The following is a 20,902-nucleotide window of genomic DNA, read 5'->3' as shown; positions in this document are numbered from 1 at the left end:
ATAAATGGAGCCCCGTCTTTCCTCTGGAAACATCGGGTCCACCGTGCTGCAGCTCGTCAAACTTGCCCTCAGCAAGCCCTACACCTTCGTCGTCCTGGCGATCCTGATCGTCCTGTCGGGGTCGATCGCCTGGGTCGAAACCGCCACCGACATCTTCCCCGACATCAAGATCCCGGTGATCGCCGCGGTGTGGACCTATCGCGGCCTGCCGCCCAAGGACATGTCGGGCCGCGTCGTCTATTATTACGAACGCTCGCTCTCGACCACGGTCAACGATATCGACCATATCGAGAGCCAGTCGCTCAACGGCGTCGGCATCGTGAAGATCTTCTTCCAGCCCGGCGTCGACATCCGCACCGCCTCGGCACAGGTCACCGCCGCCTCGCAGACGGTGCTGAAGCAGATGCCGCCGGGCATCACCCCGCCGCAGATCCTCAACTACAACGCCTCGACCGTCCCGATCCTCCAGCTCGCTTTGTCGTCGAAGGATCTGAGCGAGCAGAAGATCTACGATCTCGGCCAGAACTTCATCCGCCCCGCGCTCGCCGCGGTGCAGGGCGCCGCGATCCCCTCGCCCTATGGCGGCAAGGAACGCCAGATCCAGATCGATCTCGATCCTGCGGCGCTCCAGGCGCGGCACCTCTCGGCGAGCGATGTCGGCGCGGCACTCGCGGCGCAGAACCAGATCGTCCCCGCGGGCACCGCCAAGATCGGCCAATACGAATATAACGTCCGGCTCAACAATTCGCCCGAGCTGGTCGACCAGCTCAACGATCTGCCGATCAAGACCGTCGATGGGACGACCGTCTTCATGCGCGACGTCGCGCATGTCCGCGACGGCTCGCCGCCGCAGCGCAACGTCGTGCGCGTCGATGGCGGCCGTGCGGTGCTGATGACGATCCTCAAATCCGGCGCCGCCTCGACGATCGCGATCGTCGACCAGGCCAAGGCGCTGCTGCCCGGCCTCAAGGCGACGCTGCCACCGTCGCTCAAGGTCCAGCCGCTCTCCGACCAGTCGCTGTTCGTCAAGGCGGCGGTGTCGGGCGTGATCAAGGAAGGGGCGATCGCGGCGGCGCTGACCAGCCTGATGATCCTGCTGTTCCTCGGCTCGTGGCGCTCGACGGTGATCATCGCCGCCTCGATCCCGCTCGCCATCCTCGCCGCGGTCGCCGGACTGGCGGTGGTCGGGCAGACGCTCAACATCATGACGCTCGGCGGGCTCGCGCTCGCGGTCGGCATCCTGGTCGACGATGCGACGGTGACGATCGAGAACATCAACTGGCATCTCGAGCAGGGCAAGTCGGTGCGCGACGCGATCCTCGACGGCGCGCAGCAGATCGTCCAGCCGGCGCTGGTTTCGCTGCTGTGCATCTGCATCGCCTTCCTGCCGATGTTCTTCCTCCCCGGGATCGCCGGCTTCCTGTTCGCGCCGATGGCGATGGCGGTGGTGTTCGCGATGATCGCGTCGTTCATCCTCTCGCGCACGCTGGTGCCGACGATGGGCAACTTCCTGCTGCGCGATCATCCCACGCCGCACACCGCAGAGATCATGGTGTCGCACGATTCTCGGACGGGTCGGGCGGGGACGCGCAACGTCTTCATCCGCGTCCAGAGCGCGTTCGAGCAGCGCTTCGAACGCGTGCGCGCTTATTATGTCGCGATCCTTGCCTTCGCCCTGGCGCGGCGGCGCGTCTTCGTGCCCGCCTTCATGGCCGTCGTGCTGCTGTCGTTCGCGCTGATCCCGATGCTGGGGCGCAACTTCTTCCCGACGATCGACGCCGGGCAGATCAACCTCCACGTCCGCGCACCGATCGGCACGCGGATCGAGGAGACCGCGGCGATGTTCGACCGCGTCGAGGACCGTATCCGCGCGACGATCCCCGCCGACGAGCTGGTCTCGATCGTCGACAATATCGGCATGCCGGTGTCGGGCATCAACCGCGCTTACTCGAACACCGGCGGCGTCGGCTCGCAGGATGGCGACATATTGGTGACGCTCGCCGAGAGCCACAAGCCGACCGCCGGCTATGTCCACACGCTGCGCAAGGCGTTGCCCGATGCCTTCCCCGGCTCGGTCTTCTCGTTCCTGCCCGCCGACATCATCAGCCAGATCCTCAATTTCGGCGCCCCCGCCCCGATCGACGTCATGGTGACCGGCAGCGACACCAAGCATAGCGAGGCCTATGCGCACCTCCTCGCCGAGCGGATGCGCCACATCCCCGGCATCGCCGACGTTCGCGTCCAGCAGACCGAGGCCGCGCCCGAACTCGGCTTCGACGTCGACCGCGCGCAGGCCGACCGCGTCGGGATTACCGAGAATGACGTGACACGCAGCCTCGCGGTCAATCTCGCGGGCAGCTCGCAGATCGCCCCCGCCTTCTGGCTCAACCCGAAGAACGGCGTGTCCTACCCGATCGTCGTCCAGACCCCGCAATATCGCACCGATTCGCTGTCGGACCTGCAGAACATCCCGATCACCGGATCGGGCGCCGGCGCCTATCAGATCCTCGGCGGGCTCGGCACGCTCCACCGCGAGCCATCGCCTGCGGTGGTCACCCACTATGCGCTGCAACAGTCGTTCGACGTCTATGCGACGACGCAGGGCCGCGATCTCGGCGCGGTGGCGGGCGACATCCAGAAAGTGATCGACGGCGCCAAGCCGGCGTTGCCGACCGGATCGGCGGTTGCGCTGCGCGGCCAGGTGCAGACGATGAACGCGGCTTTCTCAGGGCTCATCTTCGGTCTGATCGGGGCGATCGCGCTGATCTACCTGCTGATCGTCGTCAATTTCCAGAGCTGGGTGGATCCTGCGGTGATCGTCTCGGCACTCCCCGCCGCGCTCGCCGGGATCGTCTGGATGCTGTTCGCGACCCATACGCCGCTGTCGGTGCCGGCGCTCACCGGTGCGATCATGTGCATGGGCGTCGCCACCGCCAATTCGGTGCTCGTCGTCAGCTTCGCGCGCGAACGCCTGGCCGAGACCGGCGACGCGCTGCGCGCCGCCGCCGAGGCGGGCGCGACGCGCTTCCGCCCGGTGCTGATGACCGCGCTCGCGATGATCATCGGCATGGCGCCGATGGCGCTCGGCCTCGGCGAAGGCGGCGAGCAGAATGCGCCGCTCGGCCGCGCGGTGATCGGCGGCCTGATCTGCGCGACGCTCGCCACGCTGGTCTTCGTGCCCGTCGTCTTCGCGCTCGCGCATCGCCGCGAACGCCGGCCTACCTCCAACCCTTCGACAATCGGACAGCTCGCTCATGGATGACGCCCTCGCCGCCCCCCCGCCCAAGGGTCTCAAAAGCGCCGGGATCGTCGCGCTCGTCGTCGCCGCGGGAGTGGTCGCCGCCGGCACGTTCGTCCGCTTCCACGATACCAGCGAGGCGCAGACCTGGTCCGATGCGCGATCGGTCCCGACGGTCCATCTCGTGCCGATCAAATCCGCGGCGGCCAGCGACGCGCTCGACCTGTCGGGCACGATGCAGGCGTGGAACATGGCCAAGCTCTATGCCCGCGTCGGTGGCTATGTCAGCGCCTGGTACAAGGATATCGGCGCCCCGGTCGCCGCCGGCGCGCCGCTCGGCCGGATCGACACGCCCGAGCTCGACCAGCAGATCATCGCCGCCCGCGCCGCTCTGGTCAGCGCGCAGGCGCATGCCGGGCTCGCGCGCAGCACCGCGGCGCGCTGGAACGACCTGCTCACCGACAATTCGGTGTCGAAGCAGGAGGTGGACGAGAAGAATGGCGATCTCGCGGTGCGCAACGCCGCAGTGCTGGCGGCGCGCGCCGATCTCGGGCGGTTGCTCGCGCTGAAGACCTTCGCGACGGTGCGCGCGCCGTTCGCCGGGACGGTGACGGTGCGCTCGGCCGATATCGGCGATCTCGTCGGGCCGGGCGCGTCGGTGCAGCAGCCGATGTTCGTCGTCGCCGATACGCAGCGGATCCGCATCTATGTCAGCGTGCCCCAAAGCTACTCGGCAACGATGACGCCGGGGCTGCCCGCGACGTTGAGCGTGCCCGATTATCCCGGCCGCAGCTTCCCCGCGCATGTCGTCGGCAATTCGGGCGCGATCACCCCGCAGAGCGGCACCTTCCAGGTCCAGCTCGTCGCCGACAATCCCGAGAATGCGCTGCGCCCCGGCGGCTTCGCGCAAGTCCGCTTCGCCGTGCGCGGGCAAGCCAGCACGGTGCAGATCCCGTCGACGACGCTGCTGTTCCGCGCGCAGGGCACGCAGGTCGCGACGGTCGATGCGTCGCACCACATCCGCCTCCAGCGCGTCGCGCTCGGGCGCGATCTCGGCCAGACGGTCGAGGTGCTGTCGGGCCTCTCCTCGACGCAGAAGATCGTCGACAACCCGCCGGACTCGATCGTCGACGGCGAATTGGTCCGCGTCGAGGGAGGCGCGCGTGGTTGAGCGATTGCGCGCGGCGATCGCGGCGATCGCGCTGGCGAGCCTCGCCGGCTGCTCGTTCGCCCCGCCATACCATCCGGCGGTGACGCCGACGCCCCCCGCCTTCAAGGAGGCCGGGCCATGGCAGCCGGCTGCTGCCCCCGCCGCGATCGTGCCCGACGCTTGGTGGCGCGTGTTCGGCGACCCACAGCTCGACGATCTCGAACAGCACGTCGCGCGCGACAATCCGACGCTCGCCGGCGCGCTGGCGCGCTATGACGGCGCGCGCGCCTATCTCGGCCAGGCGCGCGCCGGGCTGTTCCCGCAGATCGGTGCGGATGCCAGCGTCACGCGCAACCGCCAATCCGACGATCGCCCGCTGCGCGGCAGCAACCAACCCGACGTTTACGGCGCCGATACGATCGAGGCGAGCTTCGGCTACGAGCTCGACCTGTGGGGCCGCGTGCGCAACAGCGTCGCCGCGGGCAAGGCCGAGGTGCAGGCCTCGGGCGACGACCTCGCCGCGATCCAGCTGAGCCTGCAGGCCGAGCTCGCCTCGGACTATATGGCGCTGCGCGGGTTTGACCGGCAGTCCGAGCTGCTCGTCCAGACCGTCGACGCCTTCGCCAAGGCCGACCATCTGATCGCGCGACGCTTCCAGGCCGGGATCGTCAGCGGGATCGAGACCAGCCGCTCGGGCGCACAGCTCGCCGAGGCGCGCGCGCAGCTTGCCGACGTCGCGGCCGCGCGCGCGCTGACCGAACATGCCATCGCCAGCCTGGTCGGAACGCCCGCCTCGACCTTCAGCATCGCGCCGGCGACGACGCCGTTCGCCATTCCCGTAGTGCCGCTCGGCTTGCCGTCGACGCTGGTCGAGCGTCGTCCCGCCATCGCGGCCGCCGAACGCCGCGTGTTCGCGGCCAATGCCGCGATCGGCATCGCCAAGGCGGCCTTCTTCCCCGCGATCCGGCTCGGCGGCAGCGCGGGTTTCCAGGGGACCGGCCTGCCGGGTCTCCTCTCGGCCTCGAACACGATCTGGTCGATCGGGCCGAGTGCGGTGCTGAGCCTGTTCGACGGCGGCCGTCGTCGCGCCGAGCTCGCCATCGCACGCGCCCGCTGGGCGAGCGCCGGTGCCGACTATCGCGCGACCGTGCTCGGCGCGTTCCAGCAGGTCGAGGACTATCTCGCGCAGCTCCACCATCTCGGCGACGAGGCCGCGGCGGAAAATGAGGCGGTGCGCCAAGCGGCGGCGACCGAGCGCCTCTCGCTCAACCGCTACGACAAGGGCGCGGTCACCTATCTCGAGGTGTTCACCGCGCAGACGACCGCGCTGCGCACCCGTCGCGCTGCGCTCGACCTCGAAACGCGCCGGCTGCAAGCGAGCATCCGGCTAATCCGGGCGCTGGGCGGCGGATGGTCCGCGAACGCCGTGGCCGCAGTGCCGTGATCGGGCAAGACCAGCCCATCGCCGAGCAATGCCGTGTTGCCGATCCGCTCTGGTATCAGACTGCCACGCGCGGGGCGCGGCGTTCGCGGCGGCGCAAGGCCGCGCCGATCGCCCCGAAGCCCAGGATCATCATCGCCCAGCTCGCCGGCTCGGGAGCCGCCGAAACCGCCGGCCCGAACGACACGTCGTCAAGGGTGAAATTGCCGACCGCGCCGCTGCTGAACAGGACCGAGGAGACCCCCTGCCCGCGGTAGCCGATCATCGACGTGCTGCCGATATTCGGCGCCAGCAGCGAAGATCCCAGGATCACGCCGTCCAGCCCGTAAGCCGTCATCAACAGCGGCGTCGCGGTCGTCGCATACGCCGAAACATCGAAGGTCAGCGAGGAAAAGAACAGACGAATGTCCCCGTCGCTATTGTAAACGACGGCCTTTCCGCCGTGCGTCGGATAATCGCCGAAATTATAATCCGGGATTCGCAGGATCGTTGCACCGGAAAAGGTGACACCGCTGCTTTCATATTGCCCCTGGATCACATCCCCTTGCGTCGTACCGTTTTCGAAGCCGATCGTCACGGCTTGTGCCGGCGCAGCGAGCGTCACTGTTGCCAGCAGACACCCCACGGCGGCCCATGTCTTTAATCCGCGCATCGTACTTCGCCTCCCGGATGATCCTGCCACCCGTTAAGACCCTATTATCCTTAACAACCGGTAAAGAGGCGCCCCGCGCCGTTTCACTTTGGCGGTTCGACCGGTGTCTGTATAACGCCCGCCAGCCGCACGATCTGCGTCGGCCGACGGCATTGGAGCAAGAATGCGCGCATTGTTCACGAGCGCGGCCGTTGCGGCCACGGGATTGGCGGTCGCCATCGTCGGTAGCCCCGCGCCTGTGCCACCGGCCGTGCTGCGAAGCGGCCCTCCGGCCGGCTATGCCATGACGCCGAGTTTCAGCGAGGAGTTTTCAGCGCCGCTCGATCCGCGCAAGTGGAACCTGGCCTATGGCGCGCGCACCAGCGCCGAGCCATCGGTCGGCTCGCGCAGCCTGTGGAACAATGGCGAAGCGCAGATCTATTTCGACCGCAAATATCTGAAACTGGGCATCGACCCCTTCAGCTTCGCCAACGGCGTCATGACGATCAGCGCACGCCCCTTGCCGACGGCCGCGCGCGATGCGGTGTTCGGCGATCTGGCCCGGCATCCCGACTTGCTCAAGGGCCTCAAGACCCTCCCGCGCATCGAATACAGCTCGGGTGCGATCACGACGCGCGACACCTTCAAGCAACGCTACGGCTATTTCGAAATTCGCGCGGCCTGGGCCGGGGGCAAGGGCGTCTGGCCCGCCTTCTGGCTCCTGCCCGCAGATGGCGGCTGGCCGCCCGAGATCGATGTGCTCGAAGCGCATGGCAACAAGGCAGGCACCGTCTTCCAGTCGATCCATTCCAAGCGAACCCCCACGGTCACCAACACCGTGCGGCTCAATATCTCGCAGGCAGATTTCCATACCTATGGCGCGCTGTGGGTCCCGGGACGGATCGATTTCTACGTCGATGGTGCGCTGACCTCGACCGCGCCCGAGACGGCGGACATGAACCAGCCGATGTATCTCCTGGCCAATATGGCGATCGGCGGCGGCTGGCCGGGCTACCCCGATCCCGACCCGAACTTTGCCGCGACGATGCGGATCGACTTCATCCGCGCCTGGCAGTTCCGCGGGCCGCCGCCGTCCGCCCCGCGCGCCAAGTGACCTGAGGCTTGATCGGCCGCGCTGCGCGCGACGCCGAACACCGCACGCCGCTTGCGCAGCGTTACCGCCAGACGTAGCTACGGCCTGACATCAACGGCGACCGCGTCTCATCGAAGGTTAAGGCGCTGTCGGGTCAGGCGCCGGTGGAAACCGCCCCTGCCCCAACGTCCTGCACGAGATGCTCGCCTTTGACGATCATGCTGGAACCGTCCACGTGATAGTCTGACGCCCCACTGTTGCGCACCGCAGCAAGTCGGCGCAGCAGCGGCCGAACCCAGATCAACGCCAAGACCCCGTAGACCAACGCGCCCGCCACCACCGATGGAAACAATTGCAGGATCCGCTCTTCGAAGGAGAGCTCACTCCGCAACGTGACAACGCACGCCCACATCACGAACCCGCTCAACAAGGGCGGCGCCGCCGCGCGGCCCAAGGCGAGCAGGGAAACCCCGACGGCGCGTGTCGTTGCGATCACCACCGTGATGCTGCCCAGCGCGGTTCCGACCAGGACGCCGATCGCGACGAACCGCAGACCGCCCGGGAGTCCCAGGACGACCCCGGCGAGAACGAACCCTGCAAGCGCCAGCGCGAGTACCGCCTGGAGATGCGTCTTGCCGACGCCCATCAGGATCCCGTAACTCGCGGGAACAAGGCACTGGAGCGCTCCGGCCGGTGCCAGGATGGCGAGCAGCAGGCCAGTCTCGGTCCACTTCGCCCCCAGCAGGATTTCGACGATGATATCCGCGGTTGCCGACAATCCGAAGAGGATCGGAACAGCCAGGGTCAAAAGGCATTCGATCATCGCAAGATACGCTGCCCCGACGCGCCGGCGGTCACTTTGCATGCCGTCGATCGCCGGGAAAATCGTGAAGGCGATCGGGCCAGCGATAATCGCGTCGGGAATCCGCATCACCTGATAGGCGAGCGAATACCAGCCCAGGCTGGCCGTACCCAGCACGCGCCCGACGATGAGATTGTCGATCGTTCTCGAAAAATAATCGACGAGATTGGCACCACTGAGCGGAAGCCCGAAGCGAAAGGCGGCGCCCAGTCCCTTCAGGTTGAACGAAAACTGCGGGACGAAACGCGCAGTGACGAGCAGGATGCAGGTCTTTGCGATCCAGATGGTCAGCTGCTGACCGACCAGCGCGTAGATGCCGTAGCCACGAAACGCCATCCAGAATGCCACCAGCGCACTCGCCAGCGACGTCAGCAGATCGCTGGCGGAAAACGCCAACGCATCGCCACGGCGTTGGATGCAAGCGGTCGGGACGGTGCACAGGCAGCTCAGCAACAGCACGACGCCTAGCCATTCGAACACCGGAAGCGGCACCGTGTTGCCAAGGAAGGCGCGCAGGCTTCCCGCGCCCAGAATGAAGGCGACCATCAAGGTGAGCCCGAGCGCCACCGAGATCCACCAAATCGTGCTCTCGAGCTCCTTCTGCGCAAATTCGCCGCGGACCAGCGCCGATCCCAAGCCCATCTCGCTGATGATATTGATGACGAGCAGAAACGGCACGACCAGGCCGATTGCACCGAAGTCGCTTGGCGACAGCAGCCGCGCGAGAACCGGAAGGACGACGATCTGACTGACCAGACGCACGCCGTTCGAAATCGATAGGATCGCCATGCGCAGCGCCGGGCTGATCGTTTTGCCCTTCCTGCTCGCGATTGCTGGCCCGCTGCTGATCAGGCGGGTTTCGGGGTGCGGATCGGTCATGCAGTCATCCCCAACACGTAACGCTCATCCCGCGCGTTGTGCTTGGGGCTAATATCCTATGAAGCGAACCGCCGCTGACGATCCGCCTCGGCCCACCATCGTTGGTGAGCCGATCGCAAAAGCCCCCCCCGGAGCCAAGTCTTTTCTCGACATATCGCAGCGTCCGGCGGAGCACTGCGGCATCGATAGGGCCGAATAGCGACCATTCTTCAGCCGCGCAATCGTTTGTCGGCGACGTGACAAATTTGCCATCCGCATCCAGGATAGATCGCCTTTCCAACGGACCTTGCGGCCGTTGGCGACGGATCGCCTCAACACGGACGCTCGCCCGCAATTGTGACCAGAGACATAAGGATTGCGCCCTTACCGCCGCGATGACATGAGCGGCAGGTGGCACGAAACATTTTGTTCATCAGTCGGCAACGCTTGGTCGGGGCTACCAACGGAAGTTCCACCTACCTTTTGGATCTTGCCACCGCGGCGCGCGCTGCGGGCTATATTCCGCATCTGGTGCAGCCATCGCCCACGATTACGGGCCGGATGCCGGTCCTCACGCTGCTCCCGGAAATGGCCGTGTTCGAAACCCATCAGGTGCGGGGCCTCATGCGCTTCGGCCGGCGATTGGTTTCGGTCCGTCCCAAGGTTTATGCCGCGCTCGGGCTGGCGGCGATGCGCGCGCTCGCCCGAAAGGTTGGCGCGCGCGGCGCGTGGGCGCAGGATGTTCCCCTGCCCCACAGCATCCTGCTGCCATGGACGGCGGCGGACCGGTCCTATGTGCGCCGCGCGAGCGCCGGTATCTCCGACATCGCGATCGCCGACTATATCTTCTGCGCGACCGGATTGGCCGATCTCGCCGACCCCGCGGTCCCGACCGCGATCGTCATGCACGATCTTCATCACGCGCGTGACGGGATGGGGGCCGATTCGATAACGCCGATCACGCGTGACCAGGAGATTGCTCTGCTGGACCAGGCCGACGCCGTCATCTGCATCCAGTCCAGCGAGGCAGGCTTCGTGACGGCAGCCCTTCCGCACCGTGTCACGATCCTCGCGCCGATGGCAGCAGATCCAAGCCCGTTGCCGGCCGCCGGCGCGCGCGATCGTTTCCTGTTCGTCGGCAGCAACACGCCGCCCAACGTCGTCGGCCTGCAATGGTTTTTTGCCGAGGTCTGGCCGTTGGTGCTGGCGCGGTTTCCAGACGCGCGGCTCGACATCGCCGGGACCGTCCGGCGTGCGTTCCCGGACGGCGGGCCGCATGGCACGGTTTTTCACGGCTTGGTCGAGGATCTGGGGGCGCTCTATGATAGCGCCGGGATCGTCATTTCACCGCTGACCTTCGGCTCGGGGCTCAAGATCAAGCTGATCGAAGCGCTCGCGCGCGGCAAGGCGGTCGTCGCGACGTCGATCACGCTCCAGGGTGTCGAGGCCGAGTGCGCCGATGCTGTCCTGGCAGCCGACGATCCGCGCGATTTTGCGAATGCCATCCTTGCCTTGAACGGCGACGACACGGTTCGCGCCGATCTCGCCGCCGCGGCCCTCGCGGTCGCGCGCAACCACTTCTCGGCCGCGGCGTGCTACGGATCGTTCACCCGTTGGCTGGACGCCAGCGCGCAGCCCGCTCGGGCGCGCGCTGGCGATACCTGATCGCCGTCAGCGCAGCGGCGTATAGCCGTAGCCGTGGACGACCATCGACAGCGTCTCGTTCGCGGCCAGCCCCTGCCACTTGCCGGCCCACGACACGAACCCGGCATTGCTCGTGATGGCGGGCCACATCTCGATCCACGGTTTGAGCGGCTTCGAGACGAAGAAGCTCATCGTGCTCCGGTTCCAGCGATAGACCAGGACACGGTCGACATACATTTCGACGAAGCCCGACGTCTGGTCGACCTTGATCCCGAAGCGTTTGCGCTGGCCCGACATGTCGACGCCGGGATAGAGGCGCACGGTACTGACCTTCATCACGCCCTGCACCGCCGCGTGCAGCGAAACGTCGAGCCCCTTGCGGCCGGCAAATTCGAAATCGATCTCGTCCCTGCTCGCCGGGTCATACACCCACAGCGGCGCGACGATCAGGCCGTCCTTCAGCTTGGGCAGCGTCACCTCGGTTTCCCACAGGCCATTCGCCGCGGCGGCCGTCCCGTTCTGCGCCTGCAGCTGCGGCGCCCCGCTGGCGTCGAGCGTGAACGTCGTATCGCCGCGATTAACCTGCCGGATGTGATTATACCGCCAAGGCAAAGGAGAATTCCCATTCCCCCATTCCGACGCGGTCCATTTGCCGTTCCAGTTCCACAGTGCCATGTCGCTCAGATTCAGCGGTGGTAGGGCTGGAACTGCGGCGACCGGGGCCGTGGACGGGACCACCACGGGTGTCGCCGATACCGCGACGGTACTGGCCTTTGCGACAACCGCAACGGCTGGCGCGGGTGTGGGCGTCGGAGTAGCCGCGGCAACAACCACGATTGTCGATTTCGAGGCCACAGGACTGGCGACGGGGCCTAAGACCGTCGCGCTCGCGGCTATGGCGAGCACGAATACGGATGCACCAGCGAGGACGCCAATTTGCTGTTTCATAGGACCTTGGGGGGCTGTTTAACGGAGCACCAATCCTACGAAGACTTTGAGTATATTTAGGTAAGGAGCCTAGTGTACAAGCACGTAAAATATGAAGTGAACGCCCGGCTAAGCGTGGCGAAGCCGTCAGAGATTTAGGTACACCCGACGCATCCATCTCAATAGGTTGCAGGAGTTTTGGCGCGGTGGGCCCGTTTGCGCGTGCCGTGCCTACCGTTCAATCGAGCCGTACGCGTCATCGTCGCCGCTGCGGGTGATCTCTGGCATCATCGCCTCGGCGAAATCCACGTCCTTCGGAACGTGCGCGCGAACAATTGCCTCATGACTATCGAAAATCTCAGTTAACAAACTGATATATCGTCGCGAATAACGAGTTTTTCGTGTACTTACCCGGTTATAGGATAGTCCCGGTAAATATGGTCGAGCTTTCTTTGAAAAAACGCACTGTGCACCGCGCATGAATTAACGCGCTCGGCTTGACTACCGATCGCCAGCACCGACCAATACGGCCAACTTCTCGAACAACTTCGCAGGAGCGTCAATCACCCCAGAGATTTTCGCGTGTCGCGGCAAACAGCGTATTAAGATCAATCATGCAAATGGCAACGAACTAAGGCTACAGCCCGCGCTTGGATGCAATTGTCTGCGCCCGACCTCAGTTGAATATCATTCCCGCCCGAGGGCGTGCTTCGATCCAACGGCGCGGCGCGATGCGGACCAACGGGGTTCCACACTCCTTGCAAACGCTACGGCAACTGCCGCCGTCGATCCACGCTCGAGAGGCCGACCGACGATGCTGATTGAAAAGGCAGGACAGCTTCATGCATGAGATTCCGCAGCGTTTGGCAATTCCATCCTACTGTAGCGAAACCTTTCAACGTCGCGTTAAAGCGCGTCTTCGGTCGCGAAGCCGGTATCAAGCACCCATCGCGCGTTGCCCTCAAGGCCGACCGCCGAAAGGCGCCCGGTGCGACACGCCCCGGTATCGACCCCGATGCGATTGGCATTGAGCGACACCCCGGTTTCAAAAACCGTGTGACCATGCACGATGATCGCGCCATGATTCGCCTGGCTGTGGATGAAGGCGTCGCGAATCCACAAAAGGTCGTCGGCCGTCTGTTTGTGCAACGAAACCCCTGGCCTGATGCCGGCATGCACGAATAGATACCCGCCACATCGGTACATCAGTGGCAGACGCGCCATCCATTTTACCAATGTCTTCGGGATGATCCGCCGCACCGTCTCCAGCAGAACCCGCGAGTCCGCTGGGTAGATCTCATCTTCACTCGCACCGAAGCTGCGCAGCGTCGCATCGCCACCATGTTCGATCCAGAGATCAAGCGCGGCGCGGTCACCGCGGATACCATCGACCAAGGCGGCTTCATGATTGCCTTTCAGGACAATCAGGCCCGGACGCGTCTGACGAGAGGCGAATATGCTTGCGATGCGCGCCGAATCGGGCCCGCGATCGATGAAGTCGCCAAGCACGATGATACGATTGCGCGCGGGTGAACGCTGCGCAATATCGTCTTCGATCTTGCCCAGCAATTGATGGAGCAAGTCTAGCCGGCCGTGAACGTCGCCGATAGCGTAGATGCGCTCATCCGCCGGCATCAACTGGCTGAGGGGCTTCCGCCGAAGGGCCGTGTCGAAAAGCATTACCCTCATGTGTAGCCGAATGAGGGACACCCGCGCCAGCGGCGAGGGATCTGCTCGTGTTGCCGGCGCTGAGGCCCGACTGGCGCTCTGACCAGCGCGAGGCTGAGACCGAGCAATCTCAAGCCCGCGAATGGATCTGCTTCACACGCCGCCGGCGTCGCGTTGCATCGCGAACATCGTGATCGCGAGTGCAGCGAGCATCAGGAAGATCACCAGCACAGCGCCGACGAGCAGTGGAAGTGTCGCTCGCGCCTGCTGAACATATCCACGGGCATCTGGCCATCGGCCCGGCGCACTCTCGGGATCTGCCGGAAGCAGGGCCGGGAAAAAGCGCCGAAGCAATGGCCGCTCGAGCAGAAACCACTCCGCGCCCGACAACGCCAGAATGATGGGAAGCGATAGCGACAGGTTCACCACGACGTTCTGACGATCGGGGCCGAGCGCGATAACCAGCTGCTGAATTGGATACGACAGCAGCAGGATGCGCCACAGCAACGGGGCAATGCGCGGCGCCAACCGGCGGAACGGCCACGGCCACGAACTGGCGTAGATCGCCAAATAGGCAAGCGGGATGGCAATACCCGCATTCAACAGCGGCACAGAAGACCACGATGGGTCGGAGACTGCGGCGACTACCAACGCAAGCAAGGCGAACACGACGGCCGCGCGCCAATCGATCGGGACCGAGCGTCGCACACGGTACATGAAGGCGCCGGCGATGAAGCTCACCAGTGCGCACAGCCCCTTCCCGACCAGCAACAGGGACAACACGCCGTCCGCATTGCCCAGATCCACATCCGCCAGATCGAGGCCTACGCCTGCGGCGGCCAAGACAAGACCGATCGCGGCGAGAAGAACGGTCGTCCATCGCGCTCGAAGCGTGGTTACCACTAGGATCACAGCCGCTGCATAGCCGACCGGCACGAGCCAAAGGGTCGGGTTCACTTCGCCGGCAGAGGCGTTGAATTCAAACACGCCGGGCAGCGTGAACCGCACGATGCCGAAGATATTGAGCAAATAGCTGACGACATTGCCGTCGATGAGATAGGATTGTCGCGGCTCGGTCGTAACGGCAACACCGATAGCGTACGCTGTCACCACCACGACGAGCACCAATGCCGGCAGGTAGCGGGTCACCGCGCGCATTGTTATGCCACTGATGCCACGCCGTTCGACGCCCCGCATCGCGGTAAACCCGGCGAGTGCAAATAACGCGGCAACGCTCCAGACCGGCATGACCCACAAGCCCGTGCCAGCAACGCGGACGAAGCTATCGCTGACCTCCAAGCTTTGGAACGCGACCAGCACCAGAACGAGAAACCCGCGTACCGCATAGACGCTGCGCAACGTCGCGCGTTGACGTGACACCCTCGTGTCGATGGTCATCGATCCCCTGCTCTCTTCAACGAAGGATCGACCGATACCCGCTTTTACCGTGCGCGCAATGCAATCTGACCGGCAATTCTTCGGCACGAGATCGCCAACGGACCGCACATCGGCGATTTGGCCTTGAATGCGGGCACGGCGGATGCGATGCGCTTGGGTAATCGTGGGGGGCTCGGTAACCTTTGCGACCCTAAGACATCAGCGCGTGGATCGTTCGATGAGACTGATTCTGGGTTGAACAAAGGATAAGCGGTTGGCGTACGGTGTTGAGAACCAGGACGGACACGCAATCGATGCGAGCGAAGCCGAAGCTGCAGAAGTAGCGGTCGGCAACAGTTCGCTATTGCCCGATCCAAGACAGCTCCTGCTGATTCTGTGGCGGCGCATCTGGATCTTCCTGTTTGTCGTGGCCGCGGTGATCGCTGCTGTCTTAGCGTATACCATGCTCACTCCGAAGCGTTACTCAGCGAGTGCAACCGTCCTCATCGAACCTCGCAAGGGCGATCCGATCCAGGCGCGCGAGACCGCGCCCGCCGATCAGGCACCGACATCGGACTTCATCGACACGCAAATTCTCGTGATCGATTCGCCACAGAATGCCAGCGCGGTCGTTCGCGCGTTGAAACTGACCGAAGACCCTGAATTCGCGACGGGCGTCACGGTGCCGCAGACGATCGGGCAAAGCGACGCGGAACGGCAGGCGGCGCGTGTCTTCGAAGTCGGCCAGCGCTTGCGGAACGCCGTCACGGTGCGTCGCGCCGGACAAACGGCGCTGATCGAGATTACGGCGACTTCGCTCTCGGCGGGCCAGGCGGCGCGGATCGCCAACGAATATAGCAACCAGTATCTGGCTGGGATTGAAGCGGCGAAACGCGCCACCGAGCAACAATCCAGCGCCCAGATTGATAGCCGGCTTACGCAGTTGCGCAAAGACGCCGAGCGGGCCGATTCGGATCTGCAGCGCTACAAGATTGCCCACGGCCTGATGAGCGCCGAAGGCGCGACGATGGCCGAGCAGGAAACGTCTTCGCTCAACCAGCAGATTGCGGTCGCCCGTTCCGCGCTTGCCGAACGTCAGGGTCGACTGGCCGCGGCACGGCGCCAGGTCACGCAGGGCGGTGGTGGCAGCAACGTCGCCTCTGCGCTGAATTCGGGCACGATCGGCGCACTGCGTGCTCAGGAGGCCGACAGCAGCCGGACCTTGGCTCAGCTGCGCGCGCGATATGGCGAGCGCCATCCGGCGATCGCGCAGGAAGAAGGGCGCCTCGCCGACATTCGCCGGCAGATCCAGCTTGAAATCGATCGCATCCTCTCGAGCCTCGAAGCTGAGGTGAACGTCGCGCAATCGGGGCTGCAATCCCTGCTTGCAAGCCAGGGGCAGTCCCGTGCGCAGCTCGCCGGGAATGCTCAAGCGCAGGTCGGCTACATGGAACTCGACCGCAAGGCGACCGCTGCCAAGACAATTTACGAGGCTTTCCTCGCGCGCTCGAAGGGCACCGCTGCGCGTGACGGTATCAGTGACCCAATCGCCAGCGTTTCTGCGCCCGCGGTCGAGCCCACCAGTCCGTCGTCGCCCAACACGCGCCTGGCCTATCTGCTGGGTTCGGTGTTTGCCGTGCTGGCCGGCCTGCTCGCGGTCGCGGTCAGCGAGTTCCTCGATGGCGGCATTCGCACCAAGCTTGATGTCGAAAAGCGGCTCGGCGCACGCTATCTCGGCGCCGTTCCGGACGTGGAATCGACGCTGGGCGGGTTGCGGCTGACGGAGTCACCGCAGGACTATGTCGTCTCGCATCCGCTCTCGACCTTCGCTGAATCGCTGCGCAGCCTTCGGGCGGCGGTAACCCTGCGGGGCAATCGCCGTCCCAAGATCATCGCGCTGACTTCAGCATTGCCGCGCGAAGGCAAAACGACCACCGCAGTCTCCCTCGCGCGCACCCTCGCGCTCTCGGGCGCGTCGACCGTGCTGGTCGATTGCGATCTCCGTCGCCATTCCGCCAGCGATCTTCTGCTCGACGGACGTCCCGGCCTGCTCGCGGACGTACTTGGCGGCAAAACCGACGTAGAAACCGCTCTGCTTCGGGACACTGCTACCGATCTGCAAATTCTGGGAATCAGCGAAGCGCCCGGCGACGGCCGGGATCTGCTTGATCCGGAGCGAGTCAGCCGATTGCTCGCAGAGCTTCGCGCGCGTTTCGAGTTTGTCGTCATTGATACCGCGCCAGTCCTCGGCATCGCCGATGCCCGCGCCGTCGCGAGCCAGGCCGATGCGGTCATTCTGCTCGCGCGCTGGCGCAGCACCTCGCTTCGCGCCGCCGATTCCGCGCTAGACCTGCTGCTGGCCTCGAAAGCCAAAGTGGTTGGCGTTGCTCTCACTCAGGTCGATATTCGCAAGTATGCCAGTACTGGCCATGAGGATCTTTACGGCTACCATAAGAAGTTCAAGGGCTATTACGTCAACTAGGGCGTCGGGGGCGGAGCTCGTCGCCCCCCTAAATAGAATAGGTGGCGCCAAGCATGCCGATCCCCCGCGCCTAGGTTGCCGGATCGTGAAGCCGGGGTGGCTTCGTCGAGAGCGCGCTGAGTGGCGATCGGATCGTATCGGTTCGCTCCATCCCCATAAGAGCGGCGGAAGCGCTAAACAGGGATGCGCGTAGCTTGCCCGAGGGGTCGCCCTCGGCGGATGTCGCTGGAATCAGCGCACGTCCTAATATGCGTATTTCGCAGCCAGCCCGACCGTCGCCGCGTGATAGCGCAAAAACGTGCTGGCCGAATCGCGACGATTGTAGCCCGCGCTTAGCGTCGTCGACCAATGGCGATCGATCAGATATCGTACGTTGGCGTCGGCGCCATATTCTTTGCCGCCGATGCCGGGTCCATTCGGCACGAAACTGCCGTAGTGGAGATTACCCGCCAGAATGATATAGCGATACAGTTCATGATCGACGCCGACCGAGAAGTCGCTTCGGACGTTCCCCGCCACCGTCGTCGAACTCGTATCCTCGACTGAGCGCGCCGCTTGGAACCGCAGCGAGGTGAGCGGGGTCACGTTCCACAGGATATAGGCGCTGTACGACAGGCCGGTGAAATCCTTCAGCCGAGGATCGCGATAGTTGCGATTGAGAATGCCGATCTGCGCGCTGCCGGAAACCAGCGAACTCAGTTCGAAGGTCAGCCCACCCTGCGCCGTAGCGCCCGACGACTGGCGATCCAACGTCGTCAGTGTGTTGAAGCCGGGACTGCCGGGGTGATAGCTGTAGGTGCTCTTGTTGGCCTCGCCGCTGACGATGAGCCCCAGCCCGCCGCCAATATCATATTTTGCGCTCGCTGTGCCGATCAGCACGGTAAAATCACGGTAATCCTGATCGATCGTCGTTCCGTCGAGCGCTGCCACATCGTGAAAATTGGTATAAGTGGCGCCGACTGAGGCATTTAGGATGAGCCGATTGAACGCGTGCGCCGCGCCGATCGCCGCGTTATATCTCTCGTACTGAACCGGCTCACGCGAGTTGCGAAAGCTGCCCAGGCTGGAACGGCTCTCGACATAATGCCCAGCGGAAACATTCGCATTCAGCACGGACTGGCGTGTGATGTCGAGCACGCCATCGGCCGTCGCGCCATATTGCGAGTAATTCTCTCTCGGCAATTCGGCGTGAAAGCTTTGATCGAAGAAGGCCCGCCCTTTGAGACTATTGCGGTTCCAGTTGCTGGCGACCCGAACTTCCGGTTGCAACGTCAGATACTGGTCTGCCAGCCGATTGGTGTCGGTGGCCCGGTAATTGTCGGTCGCGTCCGCGCGCACGGTGAGCGACGGATAGACCAGAAACGAACCGAGCCCCTGCCCCACCGCGTCGTAATCAGGCCGCGCGCGATCAGCAACGCCGATGCCACGGTCCGCAGTCTGCGCCATTGCTGGCCCGCTCGCGAGCAATACCATCGCCAAGGCGATTCCGTAGGTACCCGCTGGCTTCACAAACATTCCCCTCTTAACCACACTCTGGCATGCGACATGCTGCGCCACACGACAAGCGAATTGCGCGTTGCAGGTTGTGCACCAGTGCCGGGATCCACGCGCTTCGTCGTCGCTTATACCATCCCCGGGATGTTGATCCCTCGGCGCGCCGCGCCGTGCCTGCGTGGCCATCGCCGCGTTTGCCCGCGATCCTTGCAGGTACCACGCGGAACAAGACCGCGCTCGCAAGGGGGACGAGCAGCGGAGCGAGCGGCCCGACGGACACTGCCGGTAAATGGATCGACCGCACCTCGTGCAACCTCCGGAGAAGAACCCGGTCACGACCGGAAACGCGAATCGCAAGAAACCGGAGGCAAGGTCGGCCAGAGCCACCCCAAGGGTTCTCGACCGGGACTGCGGATGCGGAGAGCGAGACCTTGCCCCGGATCGGCGAGAGCGCCGCTGCTTAACGCGTGGAGACCAGAGGCCGGCTCTGTGTTCTAGCGAGGCGACGACAGGTCCGTCGAAGTCGCGTTGCGCCGCACTAGCTTTGAAAAATGCTGAGTCATTCCCATGGAATGACCGATCGCGAATCGCATGAGTTCCTTCGTGTATCCACGCCCGCTACGGGAAATGAAGCTGGTCAGAAACGCCGCCGGGTAGGCCAACGCGACAGCCGCCGCGAACATCGGGAAGAAGGGCAAGGTGCCGCCAAATGCGCGAAACAGCGCCCCGACCACACACGCGCCGATGAGCGGCTCGATCTGTGCGCCATACATATCGCGCACCGGCACGGGGGTGTCGGCCGCACTCCAATGATAAAGGAACGGAAGGCGTACCAACAAGCTCACGAACAGCGCCTGCGCGACCCCGACCGCACCCCATTGGATGCCGATCGCAAAGGAGACGATGGTGACGACCGCCGAGATGAAACCCCACCGCATCATCGCTGCGCCGCGACCGGTCGTGATGAACAGCAAGCCGGTCAGATTGGCGATGGGCTGGATCAACCCGGCTAGCCCGAGCCAGAAGAAGATCGGTCCGGCATCCTTCCACTGCCCGCCGAGCAGCCACGGCATCAGCCGCTCGCTCAGCAGCGCCGCCACCGCCACGCCCGGCGCGACGGCCAGCATCGTTCCGCGCATCGCCAGCCCGAAGATACGCCGATAGCGCGCCGGCTCCGAGCGCAGCCGCGCCAGGATCGGCTGCAGAATCCGGCTGATCGGGCCGTTGATGTTCTGCAGCGGCATCATCATCAGGCGATAGCTGCGATCGTACAAACCGGCCGCGCTCGCCCCGGCAAAACGCGCGACCAGCACGTCGTCGAGGTTGCGCACGCAGAAATTGAGCAGGCCGAAGCCCGTGATATGCCCGCCGAACCGCGCCATCGCGCCGATCCCGCGAAGGCTCGGTCGCGCCGGGCGGAAGGGCGAGGCGTACCAATAGAGCAGGTTCTGCGCGAGGCTGCCGGCAAGCGTCCCGATCACCAGGGCCCAATAACTGCGCAACTCGATCGCGAGCACGATCGACATGCCATAGGTCACGATCAACCCGGTGATATCGACGATGCCAAGCCAGGCGAAGCGCAACTCGCGATTGAGCAGCGCGGAATGCTGCAGGCCGCTCCCCGAAATCAGCAGCCCCAGCCCGAGCACCGCCGCGACGTGCCCAGCGCGCGCATCGTGATAGAACCAGCCGATCGCGGGGGAGACCAGCACGAGAAAGGCGGCGAGCCCGCCCGAAGCCAGCATGTTGAGCCAGAACAAGGCATTGGATTGCTGCCGGCTGATCGCATCGGCCTGGATCGCCGCGGTGCCGAGCCCGAGATCCTGGAACATCATGATCAGCGCGAGGATCGGCCCGACCATCGCGATCACGCCATAATCGTCGGGTGCGAGTACGCGCGCGATGATCGCGGTCGAGGCGAAGGTGAGCGCGATCCGTACGATCTGCGCCGACCCGAGCCACACGGCGCCGCTCGCAGCCGTCTTGCCGAACGAAGCGACGCGCGGCGGCGCGGCAGGATCTGGGGTGCTCATGGCA

The 20,902-nt window shown here is 64.7% G+C and carries 13 protein-coding genes; 6 read left to right on the top strand and 7 right to left on the bottom strand.

Going from position 1 to position 20,902, the window contains the following annotated elements; genetic code table 11:
* Nucleotides 1-43: 43 nt before the first annotated feature.
* The 3 genes from U1872_RS00790 to U1872_RS00780 are packed head-to-tail and all read left to right on the top strand — an operon-like array spanning nucleotide 44 to nucleotide 5,832.
* Nucleotides 44-3,262, top strand: coding sequence for an efflux RND transporter permease subunit (locus U1872_RS00790; protein WP_332790982.1), 3,219 nt, complete (start codon nucleotides 44-46; stop codon nucleotides 3,260-3,262).
* Nucleotides 3,255-4,409 carry an efflux RND transporter periplasmic adaptor subunit gene (locus U1872_RS00785; RefSeq protein ID WP_332790981.1) on the top strand — a complete coding sequence of 385 codons (1,155 nt, stop codon included), beginning with the start codon at nucleotides 3,255-3,257 and terminating at the stop codon, nucleotides 4,407-4,409. Before U1872_RS00790 ends, U1872_RS00785 begins: the two co-directional genes overlap by 8 nt.
* Nucleotides 4,402-5,832: an efflux transporter outer membrane subunit gene (locus U1872_RS00780; RefSeq protein WP_332790980.1), complete on the top strand. Its 1,431-nt coding sequence runs from the start codon at nucleotides 4,402-4,404 to the stop codon at nucleotides 5,830-5,832. Before U1872_RS00785 ends, U1872_RS00780 begins: the two co-directional genes overlap by 8 nt.
* Before the next feature lie 55 nt (nucleotides 5,833-5,887).
* Here U1872_RS00780 and U1872_RS00775 read toward each other — a convergent pair whose 3' ends face one another.
* Nucleotides 5,888-6,481 carry a PEPxxWA-CTERM sorting domain-containing protein gene (locus tag U1872_RS00775; protein ID WP_332790979.1) on the bottom strand — a complete coding sequence of 198 codons (594 nt, stop codon included), beginning with the start codon at nucleotides 6,479-6,481 and terminating at the stop codon, nucleotides 5,888-5,890.
* Between the two features lie 163 nt (nucleotides 6,482-6,644).
* Between U1872_RS00775 and U1872_RS00770 the strand changes: the two genes are divergently transcribed.
* Nucleotides 6,645-7,574, top strand: a complete 930-nt coding sequence (locus U1872_RS00770) for a glycoside hydrolase family 16 protein (RefSeq protein WP_332790978.1) — start codon at nucleotides 6,645-6,647, stop codon at nucleotides 7,572-7,574.
* 133 nt (nucleotides 7,575-7,707) lie between these two features.
* Here U1872_RS00770 and U1872_RS00765 read toward each other — a convergent pair whose 3' ends face one another.
* On the bottom strand, nucleotides 7,708-9,294 hold the full coding sequence (locus U1872_RS00765) for a lipopolysaccharide biosynthesis protein (RefSeq protein WP_332790977.1): 1,587 nt from the start codon (nucleotides 9,292-9,294) through the stop codon (nucleotides 7,708-7,710).
* A gap of 462 nt (nucleotides 9,295-9,756) precedes the next feature.
* Here U1872_RS00765 and U1872_RS00760 point away from each other — a divergent pair, with 462 nt between their 5' ends.
* Entirely contained in the window at nucleotides 9,757-10,938 is a 1,182-nt protein-coding gene (locus U1872_RS00760; RefSeq protein ID WP_332790976.1) for a glycosyltransferase family 4 protein, read from the top strand.
* 6 nt (nucleotides 10,939-10,944) lie between these two features.
* Here the strand turns inward: U1872_RS00760 and U1872_RS00755 are convergent, their stop codons facing one another.
* From U1872_RS00755 to U1872_RS00745, 3 genes are all read right to left on the bottom strand, one after another.
* The gene (locus U1872_RS00755; RefSeq protein WP_332790975.1) at nucleotides 10,945-11,592 is read right to left on the bottom strand and encodes a family 16 glycosylhydrolase; all 648 of its coding nucleotides are present in this window, start codon (nucleotides 11,590-11,592) and stop codon (nucleotides 10,945-10,947) included.
* Between the two features lie 1,158 nt (nucleotides 11,593-12,750).
* The gene (locus tag U1872_RS00750) at nucleotides 12,751-13,524 is read right to left on the bottom strand and encodes a metallophosphoesterase family protein (RefSeq protein WP_332790974.1); all 774 of its coding nucleotides are present in this window, start codon (nucleotides 13,522-13,524) and stop codon (nucleotides 12,751-12,753) included.
* A gap of 141 nt (nucleotides 13,525-13,665) precedes the next feature.
* Nucleotides 13,666-14,910, bottom strand: a complete 1,245-nt coding sequence (locus U1872_RS00745) for a hypothetical protein (RefSeq protein WP_332790973.1) — start codon at nucleotides 14,908-14,910, stop codon at nucleotides 13,666-13,668.
* A 253-nt stretch (nucleotides 14,911-15,163) separates the two neighbouring features.
* Here U1872_RS00745 and U1872_RS00740 point away from each other — a divergent pair, with 253 nt between their 5' ends.
* A complete protein-coding gene (locus tag U1872_RS00740) occupies nucleotides 15,164-17,371 on the top strand; it encodes a GumC family protein (protein ID WP_332790972.1) in 2,208 nt (735 codons plus the stop codon).
* Between the two features lie 243 nt (nucleotides 17,372-17,614).
* Here the strand turns inward: U1872_RS00740 and U1872_RS00735 are convergent, their stop codons facing one another.
* Together U1872_RS00735 and U1872_RS00730 are read right to left on the bottom strand one after the other, a co-directional pair.
* Nucleotides 17,615-19,051: an outer membrane beta-barrel protein gene (locus U1872_RS00735; RefSeq protein WP_332790971.1), complete on the bottom strand. Its 1,437-nt coding sequence runs from the start codon at nucleotides 19,049-19,051 to the stop codon at nucleotides 17,615-17,617.
* Between the two features lie 308 nt (nucleotides 19,052-19,359).
* Entirely contained in the window at nucleotides 19,360-20,898 is a 1,539-nt protein-coding gene (locus U1872_RS00730) for a lipopolysaccharide biosynthesis protein (protein WP_332790970.1), read from the bottom strand.
* Nucleotides 20,899-20,902: the final 4 nt, after the last annotated feature.

This window comes from Parasphingomonas frigoris (assembly GCF_036663815.1).
Taxonomy (GTDB): domain Bacteria; phylum Pseudomonadota; class Alphaproteobacteria; order Sphingomonadales; family Sphingomonadaceae; genus Sphingomonas.
The sequence above is the reverse complement of the archived record's forward strand: the minus strand, read 5'-3'. Positions and strand labels throughout refer to the sequence as shown.

Excerpts from the sequence above, each read along its gene's own strand:
- U1872_RS00785 (WP_332790981.1), top strand. The coding sequence starts at position 3,255 with ATGGATGACGCCCTCGCCGCCCCCCCGCCCAAGGGTCTCAAAAGCGCC.
- U1872_RS00775 (WP_332790979.1), bottom strand. The coding sequence starts at position 6,481 with ATGCGCGGATTAAAGACATGGGCCGCCGTGGGGTGTCTGCTGGCAACA.
- U1872_RS00770 (WP_332790978.1), top strand. The coding sequence starts at position 6,645 with ATGCGCGCATTGTTCACGAGCGCGGCCGTTGCGGCCACGGGATTGGCG.
- U1872_RS00765 (WP_332790977.1), bottom strand. The coding sequence starts at position 9,294 with ATGACCGATCCGCACCCCGAAACCCGCCTGATCAGCAGCGGGCCAGCA.
- U1872_RS00755 (WP_332790975.1), bottom strand. The coding sequence starts at position 11,592 with ATGGCACTGTGGAACTGGAACGGCAAATGGACCGCGTCGGAATGGGGG.
- U1872_RS00750 (WP_332790974.1), bottom strand. The coding sequence starts at position 13,524 with ATGCTTTTCGACACGGCCCTTCGGCGGAAGCCCCTCAGCCAGTTGATG.
- U1872_RS00745 (WP_332790973.1), bottom strand. The coding sequence starts at position 14,910 with ATGACCATCGACACGAGGGTGTCACGTCAACGCGCGACGTTGCGCAGC.
- U1872_RS00735 (WP_332790971.1), bottom strand. The coding sequence starts at position 19,051 with ATGGCCACGCAGGCACGGCGCGGCGCGCCGAGGGATCAACATCCCGGG.
- U1872_RS00730 (WP_332790970.1), bottom strand. The coding sequence starts at position 20,898 with ATGAGCACCCCAGATCCTGCCGCGCCGCCGCGCGTCGCTTCGTTCGGC.